Source organism: Brevundimonas sp. UBA2416, assembly GCF_002343105.1.
GTDB lineage: Bacteria > Pseudomonadota > Alphaproteobacteria > Caulobacterales > Caulobacteraceae > Brevundimonas.
On the sequence record NZ_DDRM01000021.1, the window covers coordinates 737 to 27,587 of the forward strand.

Consider the following 26,851-nt stretch of genomic DNA (forward strand, 5'->3'; position numbering starts at 1 on the left):
TTCCGCTGCGGCTTCCTCGGCCTGCTGCACCTCGAGATCATCCAGGAGCGCCTCAGCCGCGAGTTCAATCTCGACCTGATCGCGACCGCCCCGTCGGTGGTCTACAAGATCGGCCTGCGCGACGGCTCCGAGATCGAGCTGCACAACCCGGCCGACCTGCCCGACGTGATGCAGATCATGGAAATCAGCGAGCCGTGGATCAAGGCGACCATCCTGACCCCCGACGAATACCTCGGCGGCGTCATCAAGCTCTGCCAGGACCGCCGCGGCCAGCAGATCGAACTGTCCTACGTCGGCAGCCGCGCCCTCGTCGTCTACGAACTGCCGCTGAACGAGGTCGTGTTCGACTTCTACGACCGCCTCAAATCCATCTCCAAGGGCTATGCCTCGTTCGACTATGAGCTCAGCGAGTACAAGGTCGGCGACCTCGTGAAGATGAACATCCTCGTCAATGCCGAGCCGGTCGACGCCCTGTCCATGCTGGTCCACCGCGGCCGGGCCGAGATGCGCGGCCGCTCCATGGTCGAGAAGATGAAGGAGCTGATCCCGCCCCATCTGTTCGTCATCCCGATCCAGGCGGCCATCGGCGGCAAGATCATCGCCCGCGAAACCGTCCGCGCCCTGCGCAAGGACGTGACCTCGAAATGTTACGGCGGCGACGCCACCCGCAAGAAGAAGCTGCTCGAGAAGCAGAAGGCCGGCAAGAAGCGCATGCGCCAGTTCGGCAAGGTCGAGATCCCGCAGGAAGCCTTCATCGCGGCGCTGAAGATGGATGACGATTGATCGCTTGGGGAGCACCTCTTAAACGTGCATTGAGGGCCAGGCGAAGGTGGCGACGATGGCGTCATGAAACCGATCATTCTGCGCCAGCACGCCCTCGCCCGCATGGCTCGCTACGGCCTGTCCGAACCGGCTGTGGTGGACGCTGTTCGACATCCACTGTGGGCCGAACCTGACCCACGACCCGGCATCGAGCGGCGTTTCGGGCGGCCACCTGAACTTGCCGGACGCTACCTCAGGGTGGCGTGTGTCGAGGAAAGCGATCATATTCGGGTTCTGTCGGCCTTCCCCGACCGAGACGCGAGACCGCCCGATGGCGATTGAAATGACCTACGATCCCGAGGCTGATGCGCTCTACATCAAGCTGTCGGACGAGCGGCCGGTCGAGGGCGCCGACGCCGGCCCCTTCGTGCTCGATTACAATGCGGACAATCAGGTTGTGGGCCTCGAACTGCTGTCGGCCAGCAAGGTTCTGGCGCCGGGCGAGTGGAGCAAGGCCCCCCGTCCGAGCGCAGGCAAGGACGGCCACGCCTATGCTGCCGAATAGCGGCGCGATGCGCACGGGTGGCGGACTGATCATTCTTCTCTCGGCCCTGTCGCTCGGGCTCACGGCCCCCGCCGCAGCGCAGCAGGCGACAAGCCGCTTCAGCCAGCCTGCGACCGGCGCGGCGGCCCGGGGTCTGGCGGAGGAGGAGGCGCGGGCCATCGCCCTCGCCCGCCGGACGATCACCGAGATGCGCGGTCTGGCGCAGACGCCCGAAGAGAGCGCCTGGGTCGATGGCCTGTCGGACGCGGTCGAGGCGCTGGCGGTGATCATGGACGAGCGTCGCCGGCTTCGGTCGATGTCGTCGACCGCCCTAGATGCGCAGGCCCTGCGGGATTCGGCAGCCCGGTTCGAGCTCCAGTATCTGCGGCTACAGTCGTCCATGCAGCACGAGAACCGGTCCTATACGGCCGTCTCCAATATCATGAAGACCAAACACGACACGGTGAAGAACTCCATCTCCAATGTCCGCTAGCCGGCTGTCGGACGTCTGGCGATCGTCGGGGGGGAGCCAGCCCCCCGATTGACGCCACGCCCCCGCTCCCCTCTTGTGTCCGACCCTTCGATTCCGAGCCCGACCCATGACCGACGCCACGCCCGCCCAGACCCCCATCACCTTCACCGACAATCCGATGAACCCGCTGGAGGAGCTGCTCTACGCCGGTCTGGCCGACGCATCGCAGATGGGCGAGTTCGAGCAGATCATGCTCGAGGCCGATCTCTACGCCGTGCCCGAGCCCGACAGCCCCGGCGGGACCCCCGGCGATGACGGCGCCAAGGTGCTGCGTCCGGGCGAGCAGCTGATCCTGCGCGGCGTCGTCCTCAACGACGGCCGCAACACCGTGACCCTGTTCACCGACCCGCGCCGCGCCGGCCAGATGTTCGGCGAGGACACCCGCGTCCTGGCCATGCAGGGCCGCAAGCTGCTGGACATGCTCAAGGACACGGTGATCCTGCTCAACCCGGCCGGCGGCAAGGGCCTGATGATGGAGCCCGACCAGATCAAGGCCGTGCTGGCCCACGCCCCGCTCCCGTCCTTCGTCGGCCGTCCCTCGGGCACGGTCGAGCTGGCCGACATCCCCGAGCCCCAGCAGCCCATCGGCCTGATCGGCCGCCTCAATGTGGCGTTCCGCGACCTGAAGATCGACGAGGCCTGGCTGGCCCGCGCCCGCTGGAACGAGGCCCGGATGATGGGCTGGTTCCTCGACATCCGCACCGAACAGCCCGCCGACGAGATCGTCGCCCTGTGCGAACGCGCCGTGCGCGGTCTGGCGTTCGGGGGCGAGGTGTTTGATGTGAGCGTGAGCAAGCCGGGCGGCGAGAAGGGCGTGGGGGTGAAGATCAGGTAGGGGCGGTCCGGTAGAAGCGGCGAAACCTGGCAGCCTTGGGTAGGTAAGCCATTGTTCCTGACTTGTTCTCCTGGCAGAATCTCCCCAGTCTGCCACCCTCAACAAGCGGAATCGCCGTGTCGGAGTATGCCCTTATGGTGAAGCAGGCCGGACAGGCGACTGCCGACACGGCTGTGCGTTTGGGCATCATCGATGGCCCGGTCACACCTGTAGCGCCGCAGCCCAAACTGAAGTTGTTGCACGGCGGCAAGGATCAGCCGCCGGCTGACTTCACCTTCATCGATCTGTTCGCAGGCATCGGCGGACTGCGTCGCGGGTTCGAATCCATCGGCGGTCGCTGCGTCTTCACGTCCGAGTGGGACAAATTTAGCCAGCAGACCTACCGGGCGAATTTCCCGGACGACGATCACGAGATCAACGGCGACATCACCAAGGTCGCGGTCGCCGACATCCCGGCGCACGATGTCCTGCTGGCGGGCTTCCCCTGCCAGCCGTTTTCAATCGCGGGCGTGTCGAAGAAGAACGCCCTCGGCCGCGCGCACGGGTTTGAGGACAAGACCCAAGGCACCCTGTTCTTCGATGTGGCGCGGATTATCGCGCACCATCGCCCGGCGGCCTTCCTGCTGGAGAACGTCCGCAACCTCGTCGGCCACGACAAGGGCAAGACGTTCCAGACCATTAAGGACGTGCTGACCGAAGAGCTCGGCTACAAAATCGACTTCCGGGTCATCGACGGTCGCTACTGGACGCCGCAGCACCGCGAACGGATTTTCATCGTCGGATTCCGCGAGGACCAGGGCTTCCGCTTCGCCGATATGAAGCTGCCTGACGCCGCGCCGAAGCTGGCGGAAATTCTCCATCGCGAAGGCGACGACTCCGAGATCCCGGACCAGCGCTTCACGCTGGGGAACTCCGGCCGGGTTGCCGACAAATACACCCTGACCGACAACCTCTGGGCCTATCTGCAGCGCTACAAGGAAAAGCACCGGGCCGCCGGAAACGGCTTCGGCTTTGGTCTGGTCGGTCCGGAGGATGTCGCCCGGACCCTGTCCGCCCGCTATCACAAGGACGGGTCGGAGATCCTGATCAAACAGGACGGCAAGGTCCCACGTCGCCTGACGCCGCGCGAATGCGCCCGGCTTATGGGCTTCGACTCGCCGCGAGGCGCGGACTTCATCATCCCGGTGTCGGACACCCAGGCCTATCGCCAGTTCGGCAATTCTGTTGTGGTGCCGGCCGTGAAAGCCGTCGCCGAACATATGAAGCCGCACCTCTTCCGCGCGCTCGGGAAACGGCCGAAGGCCGGGCTTGGCTGACGTCGTCGATCCGGCGACCCGTAGCCGGATGATGTCCGGCATCCGGGGCAAGAACACCAGGCCGGAACTGCTGATCCGCAAGGCGCTTCATGCGCGGGGTTTCCGCTACCGGCTGCACTGCGATCTGCCGGGCAAGCCGGATATCTGCCTGCCGAAGCACCGGGCGGTGATCTTCGTGCACGGCTGCTTCTGGCACGGGCATGGGTGCCATCTGTTCAAATGGCCGAGCACGCGGCCGGAGTTCTGGCGGGCCAAGATCGGGCGGAACTGCGAGGTCGACAGGGCGGCGGAAGCCCGACTTGCAGATCTTGGCTGGCGGGTGGCGGTTGTTTGGGAATGCGCGATCAAAGGGCGGGAGCGCATTCCAGTTGACCGCCTGATGGATTGTGTGGCGCAGTGGCTCACTTCAACTGAAGCGCGACTAACGCTGACGGGACAAGCATGAAACGGGGCCACCTCGCAGACTTCTTTTCAGGCGTCGGCGTGAAGAAGTTGAGCGGCACCGAACTTGATCCCCGTGTGTCTAATGGCCATGAGTTTCAGGGAACCAAGGTCCTTCAGAGCTTTTTGGGTCTGCCGTCTTCGCCACACCGGCTGCCATGCACCTACATGTGGCTGACCGACGATGAGGCTCCGGTCCGTCACGATGGAACGGCTACCTGGTATGACTCGCGGGCAAATCAACCACATCGAAACCCCGAACCTCGGCTCCTGTATACGGCGGAATCCGAGGCGGTCGTGCGCGCAGCGACCGACGGCGACAGCCTGTTCGTCTGCCTTCGCAAAGATGGGCGATTGCTGATCCTCCTAAGTCGAAGCGGTAGCAACATCGAGCAGCAGTTGCTGTGGTTGTTCGGGCTCACGCCACCAACCGCCCGATTGATCCAGAACGACCTACGGGAATCTCCAGGACTCCAGCTCGACTTCGCGGCGCGGCAGGTGTTGGAGGCCATCGAGATCGACGTGCCGATCGCACATGATCAGTGGTTGGAGCCCATCTTCAGAGAGTTCGGACCGAGGTTCCCCGGCACAGCAGCCTTTTCTGCTTTCGCTCGTCGGCAGCTCCAGGAAATGTCGCCGCTCACTGAGCCGGACAGCACCTTGATGGCTTGGATCGAGCTCGAGGATGTGATGTTCCACACGCTCGAGCGACACCTGATAGAGGAGCGCCTGCAGACAGGCTTTCAGGCCGACGGGAAAATCGACGTTGAGGGGTTTGTATCGTTCTCGCTCAGCGTTCACGGGCGACGTAAATCGAGGGCAGGCTTCTCGCTTGAGCACCATCTTGCAAGCCTGTTCGAGGTGCATGACCTGAAATTCGACCGCAATGGCAGGACAGAGGGCAACAAGCAGCCCGACTTCCTATTTCCAGGGGCGATCGAGTACCACAATCCGATGTTCGAGCCGAAAGCGCTAACGCTGCTGGGCGTCAAAACGACCTGCAAGGATCGGTGGCGGCAGGTGCTCTCGGAAGGACGCAGGGTAGGTCAAAAGCATCTCCTGACACTGGAACCAGGGATCTCATCCAATCAGACGAGCGAGATGCGAGCTGCTGAACTGCAGCTCGTGGTGCCGGAAGCGATCCAGCCCAGTTATGGACCGGACCAGCAGGATTGGTTGTTTTCCGTCGGTGAACTTATCGCTGTGATCAAAGAGCGGGCTGCTTCGGCAAAGAGCTGACCGAAGCGCTATTCCGACACTCAGATTCCAGCCGCAGCGGGCGTTTGCGGCTCGTACCTCAGCAAGGCTCCGGGGTGCCGTAGACTCCCCGCATGCCCAATCGCCCTCCCGTCGTCCCGTGCCACTATCACCTCAGCAAAGAGACTTGGGCGGAGGTCGTCGAAGCCTATCGCAGCGGCGCGACGGCGCGGGAGCTGGCGGTCAAATGGAAGGTGTCGCCGGGGTCGGTCTATTATCAGGCCGGGCGCGCGGGATGGAGCAAGAAGCGGAACGGCGATCAGCTGGCGAGGGAACATGCCAAGGCTGTCGAGGCTGCAGAGGCGGTGCGGGCCGAGCCGCAGAGGCAGGAGCAGCGCGCGCTGAAAAACCTCTTCGCCCCCGCCCCCGCCGACGACCCCGAAGCCGCCGATCCCGCCGCCCTCGCGCGGGCGGCGACGCTGGCCTCGGGGCGGGCGATGAAGGCGCGGCAGTGGAACGAGGCCAGGGCGCTGGCCGGGCTGGCCGAGAGCTATGCGCGGCTGGGCGAGCGGGCGCGGGGCGGGGGGCCGTCGATCGAGACCATGGACCTGGGCCTGATGTTCGAGGTGCTGGCCGACGATGACGGCGTGGCGGCCCGGCGGCTGGCGTTCAACCCCGACCGGATCGACGATCCGGACCGGGCCATCAAGGCGGAGTATCAGCGGCGGCTGGCCGAGGTGCGGCAGATCCAGACCCATCGCCACATGGCCATGGTCCGCCGGATTCACGCGGCGGAGGCGCAGATCCGCGCGCTGGGCGGCGAGGTGACGGTGTCGCAGTCCAGCTTCGACGCCATGGCCGAGGTGCGGGACTGGCTGCTGTCGGCGACGGAGGACCTCGAAGACGTGACCGTCACCCCCAGCCCGCCGCCGGGCGATCCATGGCAGGTCGGGATGTGAACCCTACCTTTTCCGGAACCGCGTCGCCTCGGCCTTGAGGTTCGAGCCCCAGTCGGTGACCGGCCGGTCGGGCTCGGCGTGGAACGGAAGCGCGCCGGCGACGCCGCGCATCGCCAGCGCCAGCGGCAGGGTCCACCATCCCAGCATGCGCAGGGGCTTGCGGCGCGCGTCGAGGACGTCCCAGCCCTCGGCGGCGAAGGCCTCGGCCCTGTCGGCGGGGTCGAGCCGCTCGATAGGGTCCCAGTCAGTGGGGAGAGGGACGGCGGCGGCCTCGTCCGGGGTCAGGCCGAAGGCGGCGCGGGCGGCTTCGTCGATGGCCTCGGCGATCTCGGGGAAGTCATACAGCTCGTCCGGGTCGGCGAGGCGCGGCTTCATCAGCGCCTTCAGCTCCAGATCGTCGATGCCGGGCAGGTCGAGCAGGCGGCGGAGGGCAGGGGTGTCGGTCATGGGTCAGAACCGTACCACAGTGCGCACGGCGCGGCCGTCGGCCAGATCGTCGAAGGCGGCGTTGATCCCTTCCAGCGCGATGACGCCGCTGAGCAGCCGGTCGACCGGCAGCCGCCCCTGCCGGAACAGGGCGACGTAGCGGGGGATGTCGCGGCTGGGGACGCAGGCGCCGATGTACGAGCCCTTCAGGGTGCGCTCCTCGGCGACCAGCTGGACGATGTTGACCGGAAGGGCGGCCCCGGGCGGGGGCAGGCCGGCCGTGACCGTGGTCCCGCCGCGCCGGGTCATCCGCCAGGCGGCGTCGAGGGCCGCGGCCGAGCCCGCCATCTCGAACACGAAGTCGGCCCCGCCGCCTGCCCCCGTCCCGCCAGCAAGTGCGCGCACCTGTTCGACGGCGTCGGGGGCGGCGGCGTTGACCGTCTGGACGGCGCCGAGAGAGCGGGCCAGCGCCAGCTTGTCCTCGCTGAGATCGACGGCGATCACCGGACTGGCCCCCGCCGCCAGGGCCCCCAGCACCGAGGACAGGCCGACGCCGCCGAGGCCGATGACGACCACGCCCTGGCCGGCCTTGACCTGCGCCGTGTTCACGACCGCCCCCACCCCGGTCAGCACCGCGCAGCCGAACAGGGCGGCGTGTTCGAACGGCAGATCGCGATCGACCTTCACCAGCGACCGGCGCGAGACCACCGCATGGGCCGCGAAGGCGGAACAGCCGAGATGATGGTTGAGATCGCCCGCCGCATCGTGGAGTCGCCGCCCGCCGGCCAGCAGCTCGCCCTTGCCGTTGGCGGCGGCGCCCGGCTCGCACAGGGCCGGACGGCCGCCGGCGCAGGGATCGCAATGGCCGCAGCTGGGCATGAAGACCATGACGACATGGTCGCCGATCTCGAGGTCGGTCACGCCGGGGCCGAGCGCCTCGACCACCCCCGCCGCCTCATGGCCCAGCGCCATCGGCAGGGGCCGGGGCCGGTCGCCGTTGATGACGCTGAGGTCCGAATGGCAGAGGCCGGCGGCCTTGATGGCGACGAGAACCTCGTCCCGGCCGGGCGGATCCAGCGTCACCGTCTCGAGCGACAGCGGCCGGCTGTCGGCATAGGGGCGGGCGGCGCCCGTGGTTCTGAGAACGGCGGCGATGGTCTGCATGAAGGGAGGCTAGGCGCTTGACGCCGCGTCCGCCAAGCCCAAGGCTGGGACCAGGCGCGCCGAGACGCGCGGAATCAAAACGCGCCCAGGCAGCGAGCGACCGCGTCGCGAGCGTGAGCGCACCAGGGGAGACTTCATGACCGGCACCATCGAACGGACGAAGCGGAGCGACTATCGCCGGTTCCAGGCCATCTCGACGCGCTGGATGGACAATGACGTCTACGGCCATGTGAACAATGTCGTCTATTATTCGTGGTTCGACACGGCGGTGAACCGGCTGCTGGTCGTCAACGGCGTCATCGACATCCACGACGGCAAGACCATCGGCCTGGTAGTCGAAACCGGCTGCCGCTATTTCTCGCCGACCGCCTTCCCGGACGAGATCGAGGCCGGGGTGCGGGTGGCGCACGTCGGCACCAGCTCGGTCCGCTACGAGATCGGCCTGTTCCGCAACAATGAGCAGGAGGCGGCGGCCGTCGGCTATTTCGTCCACGTCTATGTCGACCGCGACTCCAAACGGCCCGTGCCTGTGGACGACAAGATGCGGGGCTTTCTGGAGAGCCTGAAAGCCTAGTCGTCCAGCCGGCCCATCAGGGCCAGGGCGCCGACCGCGGTCAGGACGCCCAGGGCGAAGGCAGCGACGATGGCGCCGGTGGCGACGGCGGCCGGGACGGTGACGTGCCGGGCCTCGTACCATTCGACGATGTCGGCCTCGTTGAGGTCGTCATCGGCGTAGACCTGGGCGTCATAGAGGACATCTTCGGCGGTCATGGCGGGGCTCCGTCTGCTGGTGGGGAAAAGCTGTAGCGCAGCAGAGGTTCCTGAACCGTGACACCGCCGCCGCCATCCGCTAGATCGCGGCTCCGACTTTCGACCGCTCAAGACGACCAGAGACTGAATTCATGGCCGGCCATTCCAAATACAAGAACATCATGCACCGCAAGGGACGCGCCGATGCGCAGCGGTCCAAGCTGTTCTCCAAGCTGTCGCGCGACATCACCGTGGCCGCCAAGCTGGGCATGCCCGACGTCAACATGAACCCGCGCCTGCGTCTGGCCGTCAACAACGCCAAGGCCGAGAGCCTGCCGCGCGACGTGATCCAGCGCGCGATCAACAAGGCCGCCGGCGGCGACGTCGATACGATGGAAGAGGTCCGCTACGAGGGCCGGGGCCCCGGCGGCGTCGGCATCATCGTCGAGGCCCTGACCGACAATCGGAATCGGGCAGCCTCCAACATCGGCGCGGCGTTCAAGAAGAACGGTGGGCAGTTGAGCGAGATGAACTCGGTCGCCTTCATGTGGAACCGCGTGGGCCGGATCATCTATCCGGCCGAGGTCGGCAGCGAGGACGCCGTCATGGAGGCCGCCATCGAGGCCGGCGCCCAGGACGTCGAAAGCGATCTGGTCAAGCCCGACATCTATGAGGACGCGCCGGGCCACACGATCTGGACGACCTTCGAGGACCTGAACGAGGTGGCCGAGGCCCTGTCGAAAATCCTCGGCGACGCCAAGTCCACGGCCCTGGTCTGGCGCCCCCAGACCGAGGTGCCCGTCACGGGCGAGGCGGTCGGCACCCTGATGAAGCTGCTCGATGCGCTGGACGCCGAGGACGACGTGCAGAACGTCTATTCGAACGAGGACATTTCGGACGAGGACCTGGCGAAATACGCGGGCTGACCGCCGTCCTCGCGCGTCCCTTCACGTAACACCGTCACTCGACAGCCATTCCCGTTGGCGTTAACCAGTTGGGAAAATGGCGCAGATGGACCGGGCTCCCGCGGGGTGGGCGCGGCCGTAGTGCTCCGGGTTGGGGACTGAGCATGACGATTTTATCAAGGATTGACCGCGCCCTCGCGGGTGCGAACGGGCGCGGCCGCAATGGCGACGCCGCAGTCTCGGGCGAGGCCATGGCCGGCGTGATCGGCGAACGCTTCGAGACCATCCAGGGCGGGCTGGACCAGCTGATGGACCTCGCGCGCCAGTTCCGCATGGTCGAGCCGCTGCTGAAGCAGATGCGCGAGCCGCTCGCCGAGGAATTTCAGGCCCGGCGCGACGGCCATATCGAACTGATCAACCTGCGCACGGCCCATGCCGATATGGCCGCGCGGATCGAGCCGCTGACCGTCGAGAACCGCCGCCTCGCCGAGGAGCTCGCCACCGCCGAGACCCGGCTGGAGGAAAGCCGGGCCAAGGGCGCGGACCAGGCCGCCGCCCTTGTGGAGGCCCGACTGGAGCTGGACCGGTTGCGCAGCGCCCTGTCCCAGTCCCAGACACAGGTCGGCGCCCTGGAGACCGCGGGCCGCCACAGCGCCCAGCGCATCGCCGAGCTTGAGAATGATCAGGACGCCCTGCGGGTCCAGCTGAAGGAGGTCGAGCGTCAGCGGACCGAAGCCGAGGCCGCCCGCACCCAGGCCCGCCGTGATCTGAGCCTCGTCTCAGACGAGAACGACGCCCTGAAACGCCGTGTCGAAGAAGTGGGGGTCGAGGTCGCCGGCCTGGCCCGTTCCGCTGCGTCGATCGAGGGGCAACTGACCGCCGAACGCGCCCGCGCGGCCGCCGAACAGGCGGAAAGCGTTCGCGCCCTGCGCGGCATGGAGAATCAGGTCGAGGCCGCCCGATCAGAGAACGCGGCCCTGACCGCGCGCCTCGACACCGCCGCCGCCCGCGCCGCGCGTCTGGAGACGCTGAACGGCGAACAGACGATCCAGCTCGGAGAGCTTCAGGCTGCCGCCCGCCTGTCCGAGCGCCGCGCCGAAGAGGCGCAGAACGGGCTGGACCGCGCGCTTGAGCGCATCCAGAGCCTCGAGGCCGCCGTGGAAGAAACACGTCAGCGGCAGATCACCATGGAAGCGGCCCGCCTGGCCGCGGTCGACCGCGCCGAGGGTCTGACCCAGTCTCTCGCCGCCCAGGAAAAGGCGCTGGGCCGGAGCGAGGACCGCGTCGCCAAACTGCAGACCCGATTGGGCGCGGCGCAGGAAGAACACCAGGCTCGGCTGCAGACCCTGACCGAGCAGAACGCCGCCATGCGCGCAGAGCTGGAACGGGTCCGGGCGGACTCGGCCATGACCGCCGCCGCCCTCGACGCTGCAAGACGCGAGCGTCCGGGGGCCGACACCCGCGCCCCGGCCAAGGCGCCGGCGACGGTGCAGTCGATCACCGGCTAGGGCGACTCATGTCTTGTGGGACGCCGTTCCACAAGACCGGGATTTCTCGCTCCGGCCTCTGTCCCGCGCCTGACCCCGGGCGAAGGCGTGGGGCGGCGTGGCATCAAGCCGGGCCGCTCCATCGGAATTCAGGGCCGGGCCGTATAGGCCTTCACCAGATCGAACAGGAAGTCCCGGCCCTCGTAGAGCGAGCGGACGCGGATGCGCTCGTTGAGGCCGTGGGTCCCGCCACCGTCGGGGTCGTAGAACATGCCGGTCACCCCATAGGTCGGAATGCCGGCGGCGTTGGTGAAGCGCCCGTCTGTGGCCCCCGTGGCCATAGACGGGACCACGGGCACGCCCGGCCATTGCCGGGCCGCCGCGGCCACGATTGGATCGAGAATGGCGGGCGTCAGCGGCGGAGGCGGCGACACCGGATCGGCGTCGCCGATCGGGGTCACGATGATGCCGGGGTCGGCGATCATCCGCTCCAGGTCGGCCTTGACCTCGGCCGCCGTATGTCCGGGCAGGATGCGGCAATTGACGTTAGCCCGGGCGCGCTGCGGGAGGGCGTTGGGCGCATGGCCGGCGTTGACCATGGTCGGGGTGCAGGTGGTCCGCAGCATTGCATTGAAGGCGGGATCGGCGGCGGACAGCCGTCCGGCGGCAGCTGCATCTGGCCGTTCGGCCGCGACGGCGTGCATGTCGGCGGCGAGGTCGGGCGTGATCTCCGCCATGGCGACCAGATAGGCCCGGACCGTGGCGTTGACCTCGAGAGGGAAGGGCTGGTCCCACAGACGCACGAGCCCGTTAGCGAGGCGGTCGATGGCGTTGTCCGGCAGGGGCCGCGACGAATGGCCGCCCGGATTGGTGATCTCCAGCTGGAAGTCCTGATAGACCTTTTCGCCGGCCTGGACTTCGAGGGCGATACGGTTGCCCTCGTCGTCGAGCCGGCTGCGCGCGCCCTCGTTCAGGGCGAAGCCGGCGCTGAGCGCGTCGGGATGGGTCTCCAGCAGCCACTCGACACCGTTCCAGACGTCCGGGGTTTCCTCGCCGCAGGTCAGGGCGATCTTGATGTCCTGCCGCGGGATGAAGCCCTCGGCCTTGAGGCGGATCAGGGTGTCGACCCAGACGGCGGCCTGGGCTTTGTCATCGACCGCGCCGCGGGCATAGAAATAGCCGCCCTCCTCGATCAGGGTGAAGGGATCCCGGTCCCAGTCGGCGCGGTTCGCCTCGACGACGTCGATGTGGGCCAGAAGCAGCAAGGGCGGCGCGGATGGGTCCGATCCGCGCAGGACAGCGGCGAGATTGCCGCTCTTCGGGTGTTCGGGCGTGGCCAGCACGCGCACGTCGGCGGCCGGATAGCCTGCGGCGAGCAGTCGGGCGCCCATACGCTCCGCGGCCAGGGTGCAGCTGCCCTCCGACAGGGTGGTGTTGGTTTCGACCAGCTCTTCATAGAGGGCGCGGAAGGCGAGCTGGTCGGGGCGCGGGTCGGCTGTCTGGGCCTGGGCGCGGAATGCTCCGAAGGCGATGGTGACCGCCGCGGCCACGAACAGGGCGATCACCACGCGAACCGGTCGCGCCATCGCCAGGACCACCGTTCCACCTGAACTCGACATGGATGTCTCTCCTTTACCGGGCTGGACGCTAGCCCGGAACGGGCGGCGGCGGAACAGCAGGCTTCCACATCCGTTGCGGTGGTCCGGAACGCTTGTCAGCTCCTTGAATCGCATCCTGCGAATGCCGATCTGACCGGCATCGTACCGTCTCCCCGGCCAAGGAATTTCCATGCAAGGCTTCGTCGACAATATCGAGACCCTCACCACCGAAAACACCGACTTCCGCCGCGTGCTCTACACCGGCAAATATCTGCAGCTGGTGCTGATGGCCCTGAAGCCGGGCGAGGAGATTGGCGAGGAGGTTCATGAGGACCACGACCAGTTCTTCCGCATCGAGTCCGGTTCGGGCGAGGTCCTGATCGACGGCAAGCGCACCCCGATCAAGGACGACGACGCCGTCATCGTGCCCGCCGGCGCGCGGCACAATGTGATCAATACCGGCGACGCTCTCCTGACGCTCTACACCCTCTACGGGCCGCCTGAGCACCACGACGGCGTGGTCCGCGCCACCAAGGCCGAGGCCGATGCGAAAGAAGAACATTTCGACGGCAAGACCACGGAGTAGTCCACGGTCCTTGATCGACAAGCTCTGCCGGCGCTAGGCTGAAGATTCGTCAGTTAGCGGAGCGAATTTGTGACCATGAACTGGGATCTGGTATGGCCGGTTCTGGCGGCCATGACCGCGGGCGGTCTGATCGGGGTCGAACGGACCTATCACGGGCACCCGGCCGGGTTCCGCACCCATATCCTTGTCTGCCTGACCTCCTGCCTGCTGATGCTGGCGGCGATGCACCAGTCGACCTGGGCCTTCAGCTCCCTGCCGGGGCAGACGGTGGTGATCGACCCGACCCGGATGTCGCACGGCCTGCTGACGGGCATCGGCTTCCTCTGCGCCGGGGTGATCTTCCGCGAGGGCTTTTCGGTGCATGGCCTGACCACGGCGGCCTCGCTGTGGGTCACCTCGGCCATCGGCGTACTGTACGGCGTCGGCATGATGGACCTGGCCCTGATCGGCTCGGGCGCCACCCTGGCGGTGCTGGCCGTGCTGCGCGTGCTCGACGCCAAACTGCCTCACGTCGGGGTGATGGACGTGACGCTGAGCTGGAAGCGCGGCGAGGCTCCTTCGGGCCAGGCCGTCCGCGATCTGTTCCGCGGCAAGGGGGTGAAGGTGGTGCGCCTCGGCCATGTGATGAGCCACGACGGCGCCGTCCACGAGCATCATCTGAAGGTGAAGGGCCAGGTCCCGATCGACGTCGACGGACTGGTGACCCTGCTCGGCGCCGAGGCGGGCCTCGCGCGCTTCTCCATACTGCCGCGCGAGGAGTGACGGCCGGTCATTGTTCGTCAATCCGCGGGGGGTGACCGGATAAACACCGCGACCGGGCGCTACGGCTCGCTGGCGTAGATTTTCACCAGATCAAACAGGAAGTCGCGGCCCTCATAGAGCGATCGTATGCGGATGCGTTCATTCAGGCCATGCACCCCGCCGCCGTCCGGATGGGCGAACAGGCCGGTGACGCCATAGGTCGGTATGCCGGCCGCGTTGGTGAACCGTCCGTCGCTGGCGCCGACGTTCATGGTCGGGATCACGGGCACGCCGGGCCACATGCGGCCGGCGACGCGCCGGATCGGCTCGAGGAACTCCGGCGTCAGCGGCGGGGGCGGAGAGACCGGATCGGGGACGGCCGTGGACGTCACGGATATGCCCGGGTCGGCCATGACCCGCTCCAGCTCCGCCCGCACCTCCGCAACGCTGTGACCCGGAAGGATGCGGCAGTTCACGTTCGCCCGCGCGCGCTGGGGCAAGGCGTTGGGCGCGTGGCCGGCTTCAAGCATGGTCGCGACGCAGGTGGTGCGCATCATGCCGTTCCAGACCGGATCAATGGCGCCCAGGCGGGTCGCCGCCTCGGGGTCTGGTGTCGCCTGGCTGACGGCGCGCATGTCGTCCGCATACCGGGGCGTGACGTCCGCCATGGCGGCGAAATAGGCGCGGCCGGTGCCGTTGATCTCCAGCGGGAAGGTGTAGTCGTCGAGACGGCTCAATCCGTCCGCGAGGCGGTAGATGGCGTTGCCCGGAACCGGTCGTGAACTGTGACCGCCGGGGTGCGTCGTCTCCAGCTGGAAGTCGTGATAGACTTTTTCTCCGGCCATGATTTCGAGGGCGATCCGGGTTCCGTCGGGGTCCAGGCGGGCTCGGATGTCCTCGTTCAGGGCGAAACCGGCCTGCACAGCGTCACGGTGGTTGGTCAGCAACCAGCTCAGGGTGTTGAAGGCGTCGGAGGTTTCTTCCCCGCACGTCAGGGCGACCTTGATGTGCCGGCGTGGCTGGAAACCCTCCGCCCGCAGCCGGATCAGGGTGTCGACCCAGATGGCGGCCTGCGCCTTGTCGTCCTGGGTTCCACGTCCGTAGAAATAGCCGCCCTCCTCGACCAGGACGAAGGGGTCACGCTCCCAATCCTCGCGCCTGGCCTCGACCACGTCGATGTGGGCCAGCAACAGGAGGGCCGGGGCGGAGGGGTCCGAACCGCGTAGCACCGCGACAAGGGCGCCCTCGTTCGGATGGCTCTCCGGAACCAGCACCCGTGCGTCATCCCGGGAATATCCCGCCGCCCAGAGGTGCGCCGCCATGCGTTCGGCCGCCAGGGTGCATTCACCGCCGGACAGGCTGGACCGGGTCTCGATCAGCTCACGAAAGAGTTCGCGAAAGGCCAGCTGGTCCGGGGCGGACTCAGCCGGGGTCTGGGCGGAAGCGGCGCCCGCGAACAGGCAGGCCGCCACGGCCCCCGATGCAAACAAGCGGCCAAGCTTCATCTGTTTCTCTCCCATGCGCGCGAAGTTACAGGGCAGATGTCTCCCGACAAGCCAGGGAACGGCAATTGATGAATCGTGCGGGGCGCCGATGCGTCCGAACAGAATTTCGGCGGCGCCAGGAGGGAACAGGCGACGCCCCCGGCGCCGGTCATTGTTCGTCAACCTCGTTTGAGGCATGAATGGAACGAATGACGAACGGAACGACTCGAATTCTGGGGCTGGACCCCGGCCTGCGCCGCACCGGCTGGGGCGTTTTGGCGTCTGAAGGGGCGCGCCTGCGCTGGATCGCGCATGGCGTCATCGCCCCGCCCGAGACCGCGCCGTTCAGCGAGCGGCTGCTGTTCCTGCTCGAGGCCGTGGGCGAAGTCTGCGCCGCCCATGACTGCGACGAGGCGGCGATCGAGGAGGTGTTCGTCAACATGAACCCGGTCTCGACGCTGAAGCTGGGCCATGCCCGGGCGGCGGTGATGCTGGCGCCGGCGCGGCACGGGCTGAGCGTGGCGGAATATTCGCCGAACCTGATCAAGAAGGCGGTGGTCGGGGCGGGCCACGCCGACAAGACCCAGATCGCCTTCATGGTGAAACGGCTGCTGCCCGCGGCCGGAGATGTGAAGGCCGACGCCGCCGACGCGCTGGCCGTGGCCATCACCCATGCGCAGATGCGGAAGCGGGCTTTGCTCACGGCGTTGCGAGGCGCCGCATGATCGGTCGTCTGAGGGGCGTGCTGGCCGAGGTCGAGGCGGACCACTGTCTGATCGACTGCGCCGGCGTGGGCTATGTGGTGGCTTGCGGGGCGCGGACGCTGGGGCGGCTGCCGGCGCCGGGCGACGAGGCGACCTTGCATATCGAGAGCAACTGGAACGCCGAGAGCGGACCGCGCTTGTACGGCTTCCTGAGCCGTGACGAGCGCCGGGCCTTCACCACCCTGACTGCCATCCAGGGCGTGGGTCCGAAGGCGGCGCTATCGGTGCTGGACGTCCTGCCGCCCGGAGAGCTGGCTGCGGCGGTGGCGCGCGAGGACAAGGCGGCGGTGGCGCGGGCCAACGGCGTCGGGCCGAAACTGGCCCTGCGCATCGTCACCGAACTGAAGGGCAAGCCGCTGGGGGACGCGTCGTTCACGCCGAGCGCGCCCGGCGTGCATGCCGAGATCGCGCCACCGACGCCGAGCGTCACGGGCGAGGCCGTCTCGGCCCTGCTGGGTCTGGGCGTGGCCGAGGTCAACGCCCGCCGCGCGGTCGATCAGGCGCTGATCCGGTTGGGCGATGAGGCCGATCTGTCCGCCGTGATCCGCGCGGCCCTGCAGGAGCTGGGGCGGTGAGCGAGGACCGGATCATTTCCGGCGCGCCCGCTCCCGGCGAAGGCCACGACCGCGCCCTGCGGCCGCAGACCCTGTCGGAATTCGTCGGTCAGGAGCAGGCCAAGGGCAATCTGAAGGTCTTCATCGACGCTGCGCGGGGACGGGGGGAGTCGCTCGATCACGTCCTGCTGTTCGGACCGCCGGGGCTGGGCAAGACGACCCTGGCGCAGATCGTGGCGCGCGAGCTCGGCGTGGGGTTCCGCGCCACCAGCGGACCCATTCTGGCCAAGGCGGGCGACCTCGCGGCCATCCTGACCAATCTCGAACCGCGCGACGTGCTGTTCATCGACGAGATCCACCGGCTCGCCCCGACGGTCGAGGAGATCCTCTACCCGGCCATGGAAGATCACGTTCTCGACCTCATCATCGGGGAGGGGCCGTCGGCGCGGTCGGTGCGGATCGATCTGGCGCCGTTTACGCTGGTGGGGGCGACGACGCGGGCGGGGCTGCTGGCGACGCCGCTGCGGGACCGGTTCGGCATTCCGCTGCGACTTGAGTTCTACACGCCCGAGGAACTGGTCCGGGTCATCACCGGGGCGGCGCGCAAGATGGGCGTGGCCATCAACGATGAGGGCGCTCGCGAGATCGCCAGCCGCTCGCGTGGCACCCCCCGCGTGGCCGGGCGGCTGCTGCGCCGGGTGCGCGATTTCGCCGAGGCCGAAGGGTCGCCGGTGATCGACCGGCTGGCGGCGGCGCGAGCGCTGAGCCGGCTGGAGGTCGATGAGGCGGGGCTGGACAGCCTCGACCGCCGGTTCCTGAAGGCCCTGATCGAGAACTACGGCGGCGGGCCGGTCGGGATGGACACGCTGGCCGCGGCGATCGCCGAGGCCAGGGACGCGGTCGAGGACCTGATCGAGCCCTATCTGTTGCAGCAGGGCTTCATCCAGCGCACGCCGCGCGGACGGATGGCCTGTGCGCGGGCCTATGCCCATCTGGGCCTGGCCGAGCCGCCGAAACCGGCAGGAGCGGGGCAGGCCGCCCTGTTCGAATAGCGACTACGGCGCCGGCGTGGGCGTCAGGCGGAAATTCAGCGCCTGAATGGTCGCGGGGTTGGTCGGAGCCAGCAGCAGGCGGCCCTCGATCACACCCTTCTCGCAAGTCCAGCGGAAGGTTCCGGACAGGGCGCCCGTCGGGGTGATGGGTGCGTCGGCGGCGCAGGCTCCGGCGTCGGTCTTCAGCAGGCCCAGCACGGTGCGCCAGTTCTCGACCGAGCGGTCCATCAGGAAATTCATCGCCAGCCGGTCGCGTGCGACGGACACGTCCCCCGCGGCCCAGATGCGGCCGAGGTCGGCGTACCGCTCGGTCAGGATATCGCTGGCGGGGGCCGGGCGGACCGGCGCGAGGCCTCCCCGCACGAGGGTCAGGGCGGCTTCCGTGAGCGGGCCGGACGGCCCGGCATAGGTGCGGTTGGAGAAGGCGAACAGGCCCGTCCGGCGGTCCGGGAGCAGGATCATGTAGGAGCCGTAGCCGGGATAGCCGCCGCCGTGCGCCAGCCAGTTCCCGAGCTCGCAGTCGGTGTTGGCCTGCAACCCCATGCCATAGGCGCCGGCGCCGGAGCAGGGTTGGCCGTCGGCGCCGGTGCGGCTGCGGGGTGAAGCGAAGTTTGAGCCGAGCGCCATCTCACGCACGGTCGAGCGGCGGACGGGGCCGGTATCGGGTTCGTCGCGGGCCGGCCAGGCGGAGAGCAGGAAGCTGATCCAGCGGGCGTAGTCCTCGGCGCTGGTTTCAACCCCGCCCATGGCGCCGAAGACGCCGTGGATCATGTCTGGCTCGCGAGACCAGGCGTCATTCTCCCAGCGATAGCCGAGCGCGCGGCGGTCCTGCGGCGAGGCGAAGACGTCATATCCGCTGGAGGCCATGCCCAGCGGCCGCATGATCTCGGCCTCAATGTATTCGTTGTACGGCCGGCCCGAGACATTGGTGACGATCCGGCCGAGCAGGGCGTAGCCGAAGTTCGAATATTCGAACGCCGTCTGGGGCGCGCGGGTGAAGGGCACGCCGTCGGTCAGCATGCGGGTAAACTCGGCCTCGGTGATGACCTGCTGCCGGTCCCCCCAGGGATCGTCGGTGACGAGGCCACTGGTGTGGTTGAGCAGGTCGCGGACGCGGATGCGCGGCGAGTCGGCCGTGGGATAGGTCCAGCTCGCCATCTCCGGCACATGGGTCTCGGCCAGGTCGTCCAGCGAGAGCCTGCCCTCGTCGCGCAGCTTCAGGATCGCGAGCCCCGTGAAGGCCTTGGACATGGAGGCGATGCGGAACAGGGTGTCGGGCGTCACCGCGGGCCCGTCGACCGTGCGAACGCCGGCGGTGCGCAGGTGGATAATGCGGCCGTCCTGCACCACGCCATAGACCAGACCGGGCGCATGGGCGGCGGCCTGCCAGCGGTCGAAGGCCGCGTCTATGACCGGGATCGCTTCCTCCAGGGTAGACGGCGCCGGAGCGGGAGCCTGCGCCTGCAGCGGGACGGCGGTTCCCAGCGTGAGGACCAGTGCCAAGGCCAGAGCGTTGCGTCGCATGGTACCCTCCCGTTCGAACAGCCAAGGCCTAGCATCCACATCGCGACGCTCCAATCCATCGCGCCGGGCTTCACCTTGCGTCCGAACCCCGGCATGGTCGCGATCCAGGAGGCTGCATGGCGCGACGGGCGATACGAACCGAAAGACTGATCGCCGTTCTGGGCGTGGCGGTAATCGTCCTCGGCGCGCTGGCGCTCTGGTTCATCACCCAGGGTACGGGTGGAGGCTTCACCGAGGAGCCGGCCTCCCGCCGCGTGCTGCGGCAGGCGCGCGAGCAACTGGGACGGACCGCCGAGGTCCAGCTGATCGAGCCGGGCCGGGGCCGGGTGGTCTGCGGCTATATCGCGGCCGGGCGAGGCGGCGGGGCCATAGGCTTCATCTCTCGACCAAACCGGATGCTGCTGAGCGAGGACCCGCTGAACGGGGAGTTCAGCGCCATGATGGACGCCGACTGTCCGAACTTCCCCGAACCGCCTCCCGCGCGCATCAACTGACATGTCCGACACCCCCACAGCCGGCCGGTTCGATGGCCGCGAGCATCGCCTGCCCGTCCGGGTCTACTACGAGGACACCGACTTCACCGGTCTGGTCTATCACGCCAACTATGTCCGCTATTTCGAGCGCGGGCGGTCCGACTGCCTGCGGTTGATGGGGATCGGCCATGCCGAGCTTCTGGACGGCGACCAGCCGATGGCCTTCGTGGTCTCGAAGATGGGGCTGCATTTCCTCAAACCCGCCCGGATCGACGACGAGTTGGTGGTGCGTACCCACTATGACGCCGTGAAGGGGCCGCGCCTGTTGATCTCACAGGCCATCACGCGCGGCGGCGATGTCCTGTGCCGGGCCGAGGTCGAGGTGGTCTGCATCCACATGGACGGGAGGCCGCGCCGGCCGACGCAGGCCTTGCGGGGCAAGATCGGGCCGTGGCTGGCGCGCGAAGCCTGACCATTTCGCCCGCCTGTCACGTGCAGACAGGTGACGCCGCGGCCACACCCCGGTAGACCCGGCTCAAACCGCCACACAACCGCCACGACCGTCCGGTGCACAGTGGTCGGACAGACGGAAGGACGTTGAATGACCACCGCCGCCCACGCCTCGATGATCAACCCGGTATCCCTGTTTCTGCAGGCCGATATCGTCGTGCAGTCGATCATGATCGGCCTGGCGATCGCCTCGCTGTGGTCCTGGGCCGTGATCATCGACAAGGCCATGCGGTTCAGCGCCCTGAACAGCCAGGCCAACACCTTTGAGGACGCCGTCGGCTCCGGCCGGTCGCTGGAGGACATCGCCGCCCAGGCCGGGCCGAACCCGGTCCATCCGCTGCCGCGCATGCTGGTCATCGCCCTGGCCGACTGGCGCGAGGCGCGCACGCGCGGCCCGCTGACCGAGAACCAGGCCAATCTGCTGATGTCGCGCATCGACCGCGCGCTGGACAGCCTGATCGCCCGCGAGGGCCAGCGCGTCGAGAACGGTCTGGGTGTGCTGTCGGTGGTGGCGACCTCGTCACCCTTTATCGGCCTGTTCGGCACGGTCTGGGGCATCATGAACGCCTTCGGGGCCATCGCCTCGTCGGGCAACACCAATCTGGCGACGGTGGCCCCTGCGATCTCCGAGGCCCTGTTCGCCACGGCCCTGGGTCTGGGTGCGGCCATTCCGGCCTATATCGCCTACAACAAGTTCTCGATCGACGCGGGCAAGTTCACCGGCCGGCTCGAGAGCTTCGCCGATGATCTGCAGGCCGCCGTGGCGCGCCGTCTCGGTGGCCCGTCCAGCGCCGCGCCGCAGCCCACCCGGGAGATCTGAGCATGGCCCTCGCAGGAGGCGGCGGCGGCGGACACGTCCGGGGCCGCAGGCGGCCGCGCAAACGGCCGCTCAGTGAGATCAATGTCACGCCGCTGGTCGATGTGATGCTGGTGCTGCTGATCATATTCATGGTCTCGGCGCCGCTGCTGAACGTGGCCGTGCCGGTCGAACTGCCCAAGACGGACGCCAGCGCGGTGGACGCCTCGGACGATCCGGTGGTCATCTCGATCAAGCGCGACGGCGCCATCTATGTCGGCGAGAGCGAGGTCAGCTTCGACCGCCTGGTGCTGACCGTGGCCGAGGCCGCCGGCCGCGACGGCCGCGAGAAGGCCGTGTCCGTGCGCGGCGATGGCCGGGCGCCCTATCAGGCGGTGGCCCGCGTCATGGCGCGGCTGTCCTCGGCCGGCTTCACCAAGCTGAATCTGATAACCGACACGGCCGGCGGCGCTCCGACGGACGTGGAGGGCTGACGGCTTGGAGAGGCCCGGTTCCTCGCTGCTCGCTTCGATCGCCGTCCACGCGGCGGTGGTTCTGGGCGTGGTGGGCTATGGCCTGCTCGGATTCACGCGCGAGCCGATAAACGTCGAGTCCACCGTGCCGGTGTCGATCATCTCCGAGACGGTCATCGAGGCCGCCGCGCCCGACAATCCTGATGACGAGCTGGTCACGGAAGACGCTGCCACGGCTCCGGTCGAGCCGACGCCGCCCGAACCTGTCCCGCCCGAGCCCGTTCCGCCGCCGACGCCCACGCCCGCGCCGGTTAAGAAGGCGACGCCTCCGCGTCCCACGCCGCCACGCACTGCCCCGCCGCCCCGGCCGCAGCCGCCGCGTCCGACGCCTCCGCGCGAGCCGACTCTCGATCTCGATTCTCTCGCGGGCCCGCCGCGACCGGGCCCGCGGCCCGGGCCGCGGCCGCCCACCGGACAAACCGGCGCTGGATCGGCGCCCCAGGCGACCGGGCCGCAGATCACGGCGGTCTTCAACCAGGTCTATCCGAACTGGATTCTGCCCTGCGACATTCCCGGGGCGGACGCCCTGCGCATCCAGATGGATGTGACTCTCGACGAACAGGGACGGATCACGGCCGGCCCGACCCTGATCGGAGCCCGTTCGGACCCCGTGTGGCGAGCTGCCGCCGACGGCGCTGTCCGGGCGATCCGCCAGACGGCCCCCTTTGACGTCCCGACGGGCTTCCCCGGCGGTCGCTTCAGGCCGACCTTTGTCACTGAACGGGCCTGCCGGGGGCGATAGGTCTTCAGCCCGCAAATCCTGACAAAGCGTGACGGGGCCTGAAAGTCGCCCCATTCACGGCCATGCTGGTCTTATGCGCACGCTCTGGCGATAAGGAGCGGCGAAGATTGAACTTGCGGGAGCCCTTGATGCGTCTGAACCGACTTCTGGCAAGCGTCGCCATTCTGGCGATGACGGTGGGCACAGCCACGGCCCAGACGCCTCCGACGCCGCAACCCTCCGGTGATCCAGTCGAGGTCGAGATCGATCAGGGCGTTCTGCGGCCGATGCAGATCGCCGTCGTCAACTTCACCGGCCAGAACGGCGCCGATCTGGGCGGCGTCATCCGGGCGAACCTGCGCCGTTCCGGCTATTTCGAACCCCTCGATCCGGCGGGCTTCGTCGAGACGGGCCTGACCCTGGCCAATGCCCCCAATTTTCCGCAGTGGACCTCGATCGGCGCCCAGGCGGTCCTGTACGGGGCGGTGACGCCCCGGCCCGACGGCCGCAACGATTTCGGCTTCCGGCTGTACGACCCCTATCGCCAGTGCCAGCTGGCCTCGTATCAGTTCACCGCCACACCGGAGCAATGGCGCCGGATCGGCCACAAGATCGCCGACCTGGTCTACCAGCGCATGACCGGTGAAAGCGGCTTCTTCGACAGCCGGGTGGTCTTCGTCGCCGAGAGCGGCACCCAGCTGAACCGGCTTTCGCGCCTCGCCATTTCGGATCAGGACGGATTCAACCCCGTCTATCTGACCCAGGGCGACGAAGTGATCATGTCGCCGCGCTTCTCGCTGAACGATCCCAATGAGATCACCTATGTGGCGCTGGGGCGCGACTACAGCCGTATCTATCTGTTCAATCTGTCGACCGGGCGGCGCGAGAGCCTGGGCGAGTTCGACGGTCAGGTGCTGGCCCCGCGTTTCTCGAACGACGGGACGAAGATGGCCTTCTCGATCATCCGGGGCGGCAATACCGACGTCTATGTGATGGATCTGTCCAGTCGCCAGCTGCGTCGTCTGACGACCGACCCTGGCATCGACACCTCGCCCTCATTCAGCCCCGACAACAGCCAGATCGTCTTCACCTCGGACCGCTCGGGCAGCGCCCGGCTCTACACCATGCGCGCCGACGGCACGGGCCAGCGGCCCATCTCGCGCGGCGGCGGCCTCTACACGGCCCCGAACTGGAGCCCGCGCGGCGACCTGATCGCCTTCACCAAACAGGGCGGTGGACGATTCTCCACCGGCGTCATGAACACCGACGGCTCGGGCGAGCGCATCCTGTCGTCCAGCTATTTCGAGGAAGGCCCGTCCTGGGCGCCCAACGGCCGCTACATCATGTTCGCGCGCCAGTCGCCCGGCGGCGAGACGCGCCTTTGGACCGTGGACCTGTCGGGCCGTGTCGTCTCCCAGGCCGGCTATGGGGGGCGCGGCACCGATCCAGCCTGGTCACCGCTTCTCGACGACCAACCCGCCAACCTCGGAGGCGGCGGCCCGGACGGCTGCCCCACCTGATCACAAGGGAGCCATTCGGCTCAAACCCGCGTTATCGCGACTGGCGAAACCGCTGGTCCGTCAGTAGCAACTCTTTAAAGCCAAGCTGGAGGCTACGCCCTCCACTCAAGGAGACGACCCGATGATGAAGACCTCAGTCCTTTTCCGTCTGGCCGCCGTCGGCGTCGCCGTGACCGCCATCGCCGCCTGCACCCCGCGCACGCCGGCGGACACCGGAGCCGGCAACAGCGTGCCGCCCGCCGGCAATGACCAGTACAACCCGAACGCCCCCGGCCCCGTGTCCGGCGGCAACCTCGGCGCCGCGGCCCCCGGTTCGGAGCAGGACTTCGTCGTCAACGTCGGCGACCGCGTCTATTTCGACCTCGACAGCTATGCGATCCGCCCCGAGGCCTATCCCCGCATGGATGCCCAGGTGGCCTGGCTGCAGCGCTATCCGAATGTGACCATCCGCATCGAGGGCAATGCCGACGAGCGCGGCACCCGCGAGTATAACCTGGCCCTCGGCGCCCGCCGCGCTGAATCGGTCCGCACCTATCTGGTCGAGCGCGGCGTGAACGCGGGCCGTATCGACACCATCAGCTACGGCAAGGAACGCCCGATCGCGGCCGGCTCGAACGAAGAGGCCTGGGCCCGCAACCGCAATGCCCACACCGCCATCGTCTCGGGCGCCGCGCGCTAGGACGGAACAGGCGCGAGGGGGCGATTGCCGCCCCCTCGCGCCTTCCCCTTGTCTTGAACCGGCCGCAAATCGGTGGGACGACAACGATCATGCTGAAGTTTCCCGCCGCCCTCCGTTCGCGCAACGCCCTGATCTCCGTGCTGGGCGTGATCCTGATCGCCGGCACGACCACGGTCGTGGCCCAGACCACGCCGCTGGAGCCCGTGCAGTGGGACAAGCGACGGCTGGACCAGCTGGACCGCAACGTTCGCCGCCTCGAGCGCGCCGTGACCCAGCGCAACGCCGCCGGTCAGCCGGTCATCATCGAGCCCGATCCCGAGGTCATCGCCCTGCAGGGCCGCGTCGGCCTCATGGACCGCCGGCTCGCCGACATGGAGGCGACGGTCCAGCGCGTGAACGGCGACCTCGAACGCCTGACCTTCCAGCTGGACGAAGCCGGGCGCGACAACGCCGCCCTCTCGACCCGCGTGCGCGATGCCGAGGGCCGGATCCGGACCATGGAGGCGGCGGCCGCCCGCGAGGCCGAGCTGAACGCACCCATCCCCACCACCTCGCCGACCGGCGACGCCGCGCGCGACCTGACCGCCGCGGCCCGGCTGGCGGCCACGGACCCGCAGCGGGGCGACCGCGCCCTGCAGACCGTCATCCTCGCCTGGCCTGACACGCCCCAGGCCCGTGAGGCGTCGAGCCGTCTCGGCGACCTGCGGGTCTCCGCCGGCGATCACGCGGGCGCCGTCTCCGCCTATGCGACGGCGCTGCAGGGCTGGCCGACCGCGCCCTGGGCCGCCGCGACGACGCTCGAACTGGCCAACGCCCTCAACGCCACGGATCGCAAGACCCAGGCCTGCACCGCCCTGACCGAGTTCACCCGCCGCTATGCCGAGGCCGCCAGCCCCGCCGTGCGCACCCGGGCGACCGAGGCCCGGACCCGTATCGGCTGCCCGGCTCCGGCCGCGCCGCCGGCCCGGAGACCGGGCTGACCCCAGACTACGTGGACTGGATCGGCTCGGCGAGGGCCGGTCTGTCCGCGCGCCTGGAAACCGGTATCGACCGCCCGCTCGCCCTGGCCCTCTCCGGAGGCGGCGACAGTATTGCACTACTGCGCGTGGCCGCCGACTGGGCGCGCGAGAACGGCCGTCGCCTGCTGGCCCTGACCGTCGATCACGGACTCAGCGCCGACAGCGCAGCCTGGACAACCTTCGCCGGGCGCTCCGCCCGTGAGGCCGGGGCGGAGTGGCGCAGCCTGAACTGGATCGGTTCCAGGCCCGCTACGGGTCTGCCCGCCGCCGCACGTTCGGCTCGTCATCGCCTGATCGCGGACGCCGCGCGCGAGGCCGGGGCGCGGGTCGTTCTGTTCGCCCATACCGCCGACGACATCGCCGAGGGTGAGGTGATGCGGGCGGAGGGCTCGACCCTCGGCCGGCTGCGCGACTGGTCGCCATCCCCGGCATGGCCCGAGGGGCGGGGTTTGATGCTGCTCCGCCCGATGCTGGGCGCGGGGCGGGCGGAGGTGAGGGCGTGGCTGAAAGGGCAGGGGGCGGACTGGATTGATGATCCGGGGAATGAGGATGTGCGGTTTGCAAGGAGTCGCGCGCGGCAAGCTCTGACCCTTCTCCCGACGGGTGGCCCGGAGGGCCGGATGAGGGTCGACTGTGCGAGCGCCGCCGCCGCCCCCCGACAGCCGACCCTCACCCTTTCGCGCAAGGATGACGGCTGCGCCGCCGTGCGCTCAAGCCCTCTCCCGATGGGAGAGGGGACGCTGATTTTGAACCGGAACACCGACTCCTACACCCTCGCTGCTGCTCTGGTCTGCGTCGGTGGAGGCGATCGGCCTCCGCGCGGCGATCGGCTCCCCGCCCCCCCCGCCCCGCCGCCACCGCCGGCTCGACCGACGCCTTGACCAGTCCGTGCTGCTTCGCCAGCCGGCCACAGTCGCCCTTGTCGTCGGCAAGGGCGAGCAGGAACAGCTCCGAGGCGATGAACTGATCGCCCCGCTTC

Annotated in this window: 31 protein-coding genes and 2 pseudogenes; 25 read left to right on the plus strand and 8 right to left on the minus strand. The window is 68.4% G+C overall.

From position 1 onward, the window contains the following. Window positions 1-783, plus strand: a pseudogene (locus B3E43_RS08035) (elongation factor 4); the annotation flags it as partial. An 18-nt stretch (window positions 784-801) separates the two neighbouring features. On the opposite strand, the gene B3E43_RS08040 reads toward B3E43_RS08035, so the two are convergent. Then, complete coding sequence (locus B3E43_RS08040) at window positions 802-936, minus strand: hypothetical protein (protein ID WP_292028271.1); 135 nt, start codon at window positions 934-936, stop codon at window positions 802-804. A gap of 169 nt (window positions 937-1,105) precedes the next feature. Here B3E43_RS08040 and B3E43_RS08045 point away from each other — a divergent pair, with 169 nt between their 5' ends. The 7 genes from B3E43_RS08045 (at window position 1,106) to B3E43_RS08075 (ending at window position 6,586) form a co-directional block, all read left to right on the plus strand. Then, window positions 1,106-1,327, plus strand: coding sequence for a DUF2283 domain-containing protein (locus tag B3E43_RS08045; RefSeq protein ID WP_292028273.1), 222 nt, complete (start codon window positions 1,106-1,108; stop codon window positions 1,325-1,327). Next, complete coding sequence (locus B3E43_RS08050) at window positions 1,314-1,799, plus strand: hypothetical protein (protein WP_292028275.1); 486 nt, start codon at window positions 1,314-1,316, stop codon at window positions 1,797-1,799. The genes B3E43_RS08045 and B3E43_RS08050 overlap by 14 nt, the downstream gene beginning before the upstream one ends. A 106-nt stretch (window positions 1,800-1,905) precedes the next feature. Beyond that, window positions 1,906-2,673, plus strand: a complete 768-nt coding sequence (locus B3E43_RS08055; RefSeq protein ID WP_292028277.1) for an SseB family protein — start codon at window positions 1,906-1,908, stop codon at window positions 2,671-2,673. A 116-nt stretch (window positions 2,674-2,789) separates the two neighbouring features. Continuing rightward, window positions 2,790-3,989, plus strand: a complete 1,200-nt coding sequence (gene dcm, locus B3E43_RS08060; RefSeq protein ID WP_292028279.1) for a DNA (cytosine-5-)-methyltransferase — start codon at window positions 2,790-2,792, stop codon at window positions 3,987-3,989. Further along, window positions 3,982-4,434: a very short patch repair endonuclease gene (locus B3E43_RS08065; RefSeq protein WP_292028281.1), complete on the plus strand. Its 453-nt coding sequence runs from the start codon at window positions 3,982-3,984 to the stop codon at window positions 4,432-4,434. The genes dcm and B3E43_RS08065 overlap by 8 nt, the downstream gene beginning before the upstream one ends. Then, window positions 4,431-5,669, plus strand: coding sequence for a type II restriction endonuclease (locus tag B3E43_RS08070; RefSeq protein WP_292028283.1), 1,239 nt, complete (start codon window positions 4,431-4,433; stop codon window positions 5,667-5,669). Before B3E43_RS08065 ends, B3E43_RS08070 begins: the two co-directional genes overlap by 4 nt. 92 nt (window positions 5,670-5,761) lie before the next feature. Continuing rightward, the gene (locus B3E43_RS08075) at window positions 5,762-6,586 is read left to right on the plus strand and encodes a hypothetical protein (RefSeq protein WP_292028285.1); all 825 of its coding nucleotides are present in this window, start codon (window positions 5,762-5,764) and stop codon (window positions 6,584-6,586) included. A gap of 3 nt (window positions 6,587-6,589) precedes the next feature. Here B3E43_RS08075 and B3E43_RS08080 read toward each other — a convergent pair whose 3' ends face one another. Next, window positions 6,590-7,033, minus strand: a complete 444-nt coding sequence (locus tag B3E43_RS08080; RefSeq protein ID WP_292028287.1) for a hypothetical protein — start codon at window positions 7,031-7,033, stop codon at window positions 6,590-6,592. 3 nt (window positions 7,034-7,036) lie between these two features. Next, window positions 7,037-8,176, minus strand: a complete 1,140-nt coding sequence (locus B3E43_RS08085; RefSeq protein ID WP_292028289.1) for a zinc-dependent alcohol dehydrogenase family protein — start codon at window positions 8,174-8,176, stop codon at window positions 7,037-7,039. A gap of 136 nt (window positions 8,177-8,312) precedes the next feature. On the opposite strand from B3E43_RS08085, the gene B3E43_RS08090 reads away from it, so the two are divergent. Further along, window positions 8,313-8,750 (plus strand): acyl-CoA thioesterase, encoded by a 438-nt coding sequence (locus tag B3E43_RS08090; RefSeq protein ID WP_292028290.1) that lies wholly within the window; start codon window positions 8,313-8,315, stop codon window positions 8,748-8,750. Here the strand turns inward: B3E43_RS08090 and B3E43_RS08095 are convergent. Continuing rightward, window positions 8,747-8,947 (minus strand): hypothetical protein, encoded by a 201-nt coding sequence (locus B3E43_RS08095; RefSeq protein ID WP_292028292.1) that lies wholly within the window; start codon window positions 8,945-8,947, stop codon window positions 8,747-8,749. The genes B3E43_RS08090 and B3E43_RS08095 overlap by 4 nt on opposite strands. Window positions 8,948-9,078: 131 nt before the next feature. On the opposite strand from B3E43_RS08095, the gene B3E43_RS08100 reads away from it, so the two are divergent. Both B3E43_RS08100 and B3E43_RS08105 read left to right on the plus strand, forming a co-directional pair. Continuing rightward, complete coding sequence (locus tag B3E43_RS08100) at window positions 9,079-9,852, plus strand: YebC/PmpR family DNA-binding transcriptional regulator (protein WP_292028294.1); 774 nt, start codon at window positions 9,079-9,081, stop codon at window positions 9,850-9,852. A gap of 143 nt (window positions 9,853-9,995) precedes the next feature. Beyond that, window positions 9,996-11,339, plus strand: a complete 1,344-nt coding sequence (locus tag B3E43_RS08105; protein WP_292028298.1) for a hypothetical protein — start codon at window positions 9,996-9,998, stop codon at window positions 11,337-11,339. 128 nt (window positions 11,340-11,467) lie between these two features. On the opposite strand, the gene B3E43_RS08110 is transcribed toward B3E43_RS08105, so the two are convergent. Next, entirely contained in the window at window positions 11,468-12,904 is a 1,437-nt protein-coding gene (locus B3E43_RS08110; protein WP_414631345.1) for a M20/M25/M40 family metallo-hydrolase, read from the minus strand. Window positions 12,905-13,106: 202 nt separating this feature from the next. Between B3E43_RS08110 and B3E43_RS08115 the strand changes: the two genes are divergently transcribed. Further along, entirely contained in the window at window positions 13,107-13,502 is a 396-nt protein-coding gene (locus tag B3E43_RS08115; RefSeq protein WP_292028302.1) for a cupin domain-containing protein, read from the plus strand. A 75-nt stretch (window positions 13,503-13,577) separates the two neighbouring features. Next, window positions 13,578-14,264 carry an MgtC/SapB family protein gene (locus B3E43_RS08120; protein WP_292028304.1) on the plus strand — a complete coding sequence of 229 codons (687 nt, stop codon included), beginning with the start codon at window positions 13,578-13,580 and terminating at the stop codon, window positions 14,262-14,264. A 59-nt stretch (window positions 14,265-14,323) separates the two neighbouring features. Here the strand turns inward: B3E43_RS08120 and B3E43_RS08125 are convergent, their stop codons facing one another. Further along, window positions 14,324-15,748, minus strand: a complete 1,425-nt coding sequence (locus B3E43_RS08125; RefSeq protein WP_292028306.1) for a M20/M25/M40 family metallo-hydrolase — start codon at window positions 15,746-15,748, stop codon at window positions 14,324-14,326. Window positions 15,749-15,936: 188 nt separating this feature from the next. Here B3E43_RS08125 and ruvC point away from each other — a divergent pair, with 188 nt between their 5' ends. From ruvC to ruvB, 3 genes are read left to right on the plus strand one after another with little or no spacing between them, the layout of a single operon-like run. Continuing rightward, on the plus strand, window positions 15,937-16,452 hold the full coding sequence (ruvC, locus tag B3E43_RS08130; protein ID WP_292028330.1) for a crossover junction endodeoxyribonuclease RuvC: 516 nt from the start codon (window positions 15,937-15,939) through the stop codon (window positions 16,450-16,452). Continuing rightward, a complete protein-coding gene (ruvA, locus tag B3E43_RS08135; protein ID WP_292028308.1) occupies window positions 16,449-17,066 on the plus strand; it encodes a Holliday junction branch migration protein RuvA in 618 nt (205 codons plus the stop codon). The genes ruvC and ruvA overlap by 4 nt, the downstream gene beginning before the upstream one ends. After that, window positions 17,063-18,097, plus strand: coding sequence for a Holliday junction branch migration DNA helicase RuvB (gene ruvB, locus B3E43_RS08140; protein WP_292028310.1), 1,035 nt, complete (start codon window positions 17,063-17,065; stop codon window positions 18,095-18,097). The genes ruvA and ruvB overlap by 4 nt, the downstream gene beginning before the upstream one ends. A gap of 3 nt (window positions 18,098-18,100) precedes the next feature. On the opposite strand, the gene B3E43_RS08145 is transcribed toward ruvB, so the two are convergent. Further along, window positions 18,101-19,621 (minus strand): serine hydrolase domain-containing protein, encoded by a 1,521-nt coding sequence (locus tag B3E43_RS08145; RefSeq protein ID WP_292028312.1) that lies wholly within the window; start codon window positions 19,619-19,621, stop codon window positions 18,101-18,103. Between the two features lie 116 nt (window positions 19,622-19,737). Here B3E43_RS08145 and B3E43_RS08150 point away from each other — a divergent pair, with 116 nt between their 5' ends. From B3E43_RS08150 to tilS, 9 genes are all read left to right on the plus strand, one after another. Next, a complete protein-coding gene (locus B3E43_RS08150; protein ID WP_292028314.1) occupies window positions 19,738-20,115 on the plus strand; it encodes a hypothetical protein in 378 nt (125 codons plus the stop codon). 1 nt (window position 20,116) lies between these two features. Beyond that, the gene (gene ybgC, locus B3E43_RS08155; protein ID WP_292028316.1) at window positions 20,117-20,566 is read left to right on the plus strand and encodes a tol-pal system-associated acyl-CoA thioesterase; all 450 of its coding nucleotides are present in this window, start codon (window positions 20,117-20,119) and stop codon (window positions 20,564-20,566) included. A gap of 129 nt (window positions 20,567-20,695) precedes the next feature. Beyond that, entirely contained in the window at window positions 20,696-21,424 is a 729-nt protein-coding gene (gene tolQ / locus B3E43_RS08160) for a protein TolQ (RefSeq protein WP_292028318.1), read from the plus strand. Between the two features lie 2 nt (window positions 21,425-21,426). Further along, window positions 21,427-21,894: an ExbD/TolR family protein gene (locus B3E43_RS08165; RefSeq protein ID WP_292028320.1), complete on the plus strand. Its 468-nt coding sequence runs from the start codon at window positions 21,427-21,429 to the stop codon at window positions 21,892-21,894. A gap of 4 nt (window positions 21,895-21,898) precedes the next feature. After that, entirely contained in the window at window positions 21,899-22,675 is a 777-nt protein-coding gene (locus B3E43_RS08170; protein WP_292028322.1) for a hypothetical protein, read from the plus strand. A gap of 128 nt (window positions 22,676-22,803) precedes the next feature. Beyond that, window positions 22,804-24,174, plus strand: a complete 1,371-nt coding sequence (gene tolB / locus B3E43_RS08175; protein WP_292028324.1) for a Tol-Pal system beta propeller repeat protein TolB — start codon at window positions 22,804-22,806, stop codon at window positions 24,172-24,174. 124 nt (window positions 24,175-24,298) lie between these two features. Continuing rightward, entirely contained in the window at window positions 24,299-24,853 is a 555-nt protein-coding gene (gene pal, locus B3E43_RS08180; RefSeq protein ID WP_292028332.1) for a peptidoglycan-associated lipoprotein Pal, read from the plus strand. Between the two features lie 89 nt (window positions 24,854-24,942). Then, a complete protein-coding gene (locus tag B3E43_RS08185) occupies window positions 24,943-25,833 on the plus strand; it encodes a tetratricopeptide repeat protein (protein WP_292028326.1) in 891 nt (296 codons plus the stop codon). A gap of 11 nt (window positions 25,834-25,844) precedes the next feature. After that, the gene (tilS, locus tag B3E43_RS08190) at window positions 25,845-26,753 is read left to right on the plus strand and encodes a tRNA lysidine(34) synthetase TilS (RefSeq protein ID WP_292028328.1); all 909 of its coding nucleotides are present in this window, start codon (window positions 25,845-25,847) and stop codon (window positions 26,751-26,753) included. A 13-nt stretch (window positions 26,754-26,766) separates the two neighbouring features. Here the strand turns inward: tilS and B3E43_RS16225 are convergent. Continuing rightward, window positions 26,767-26,851: pseudogene (locus B3E43_RS16225) on the minus strand (Clp protease N-terminal domain-containing protein); the annotation flags it as partial.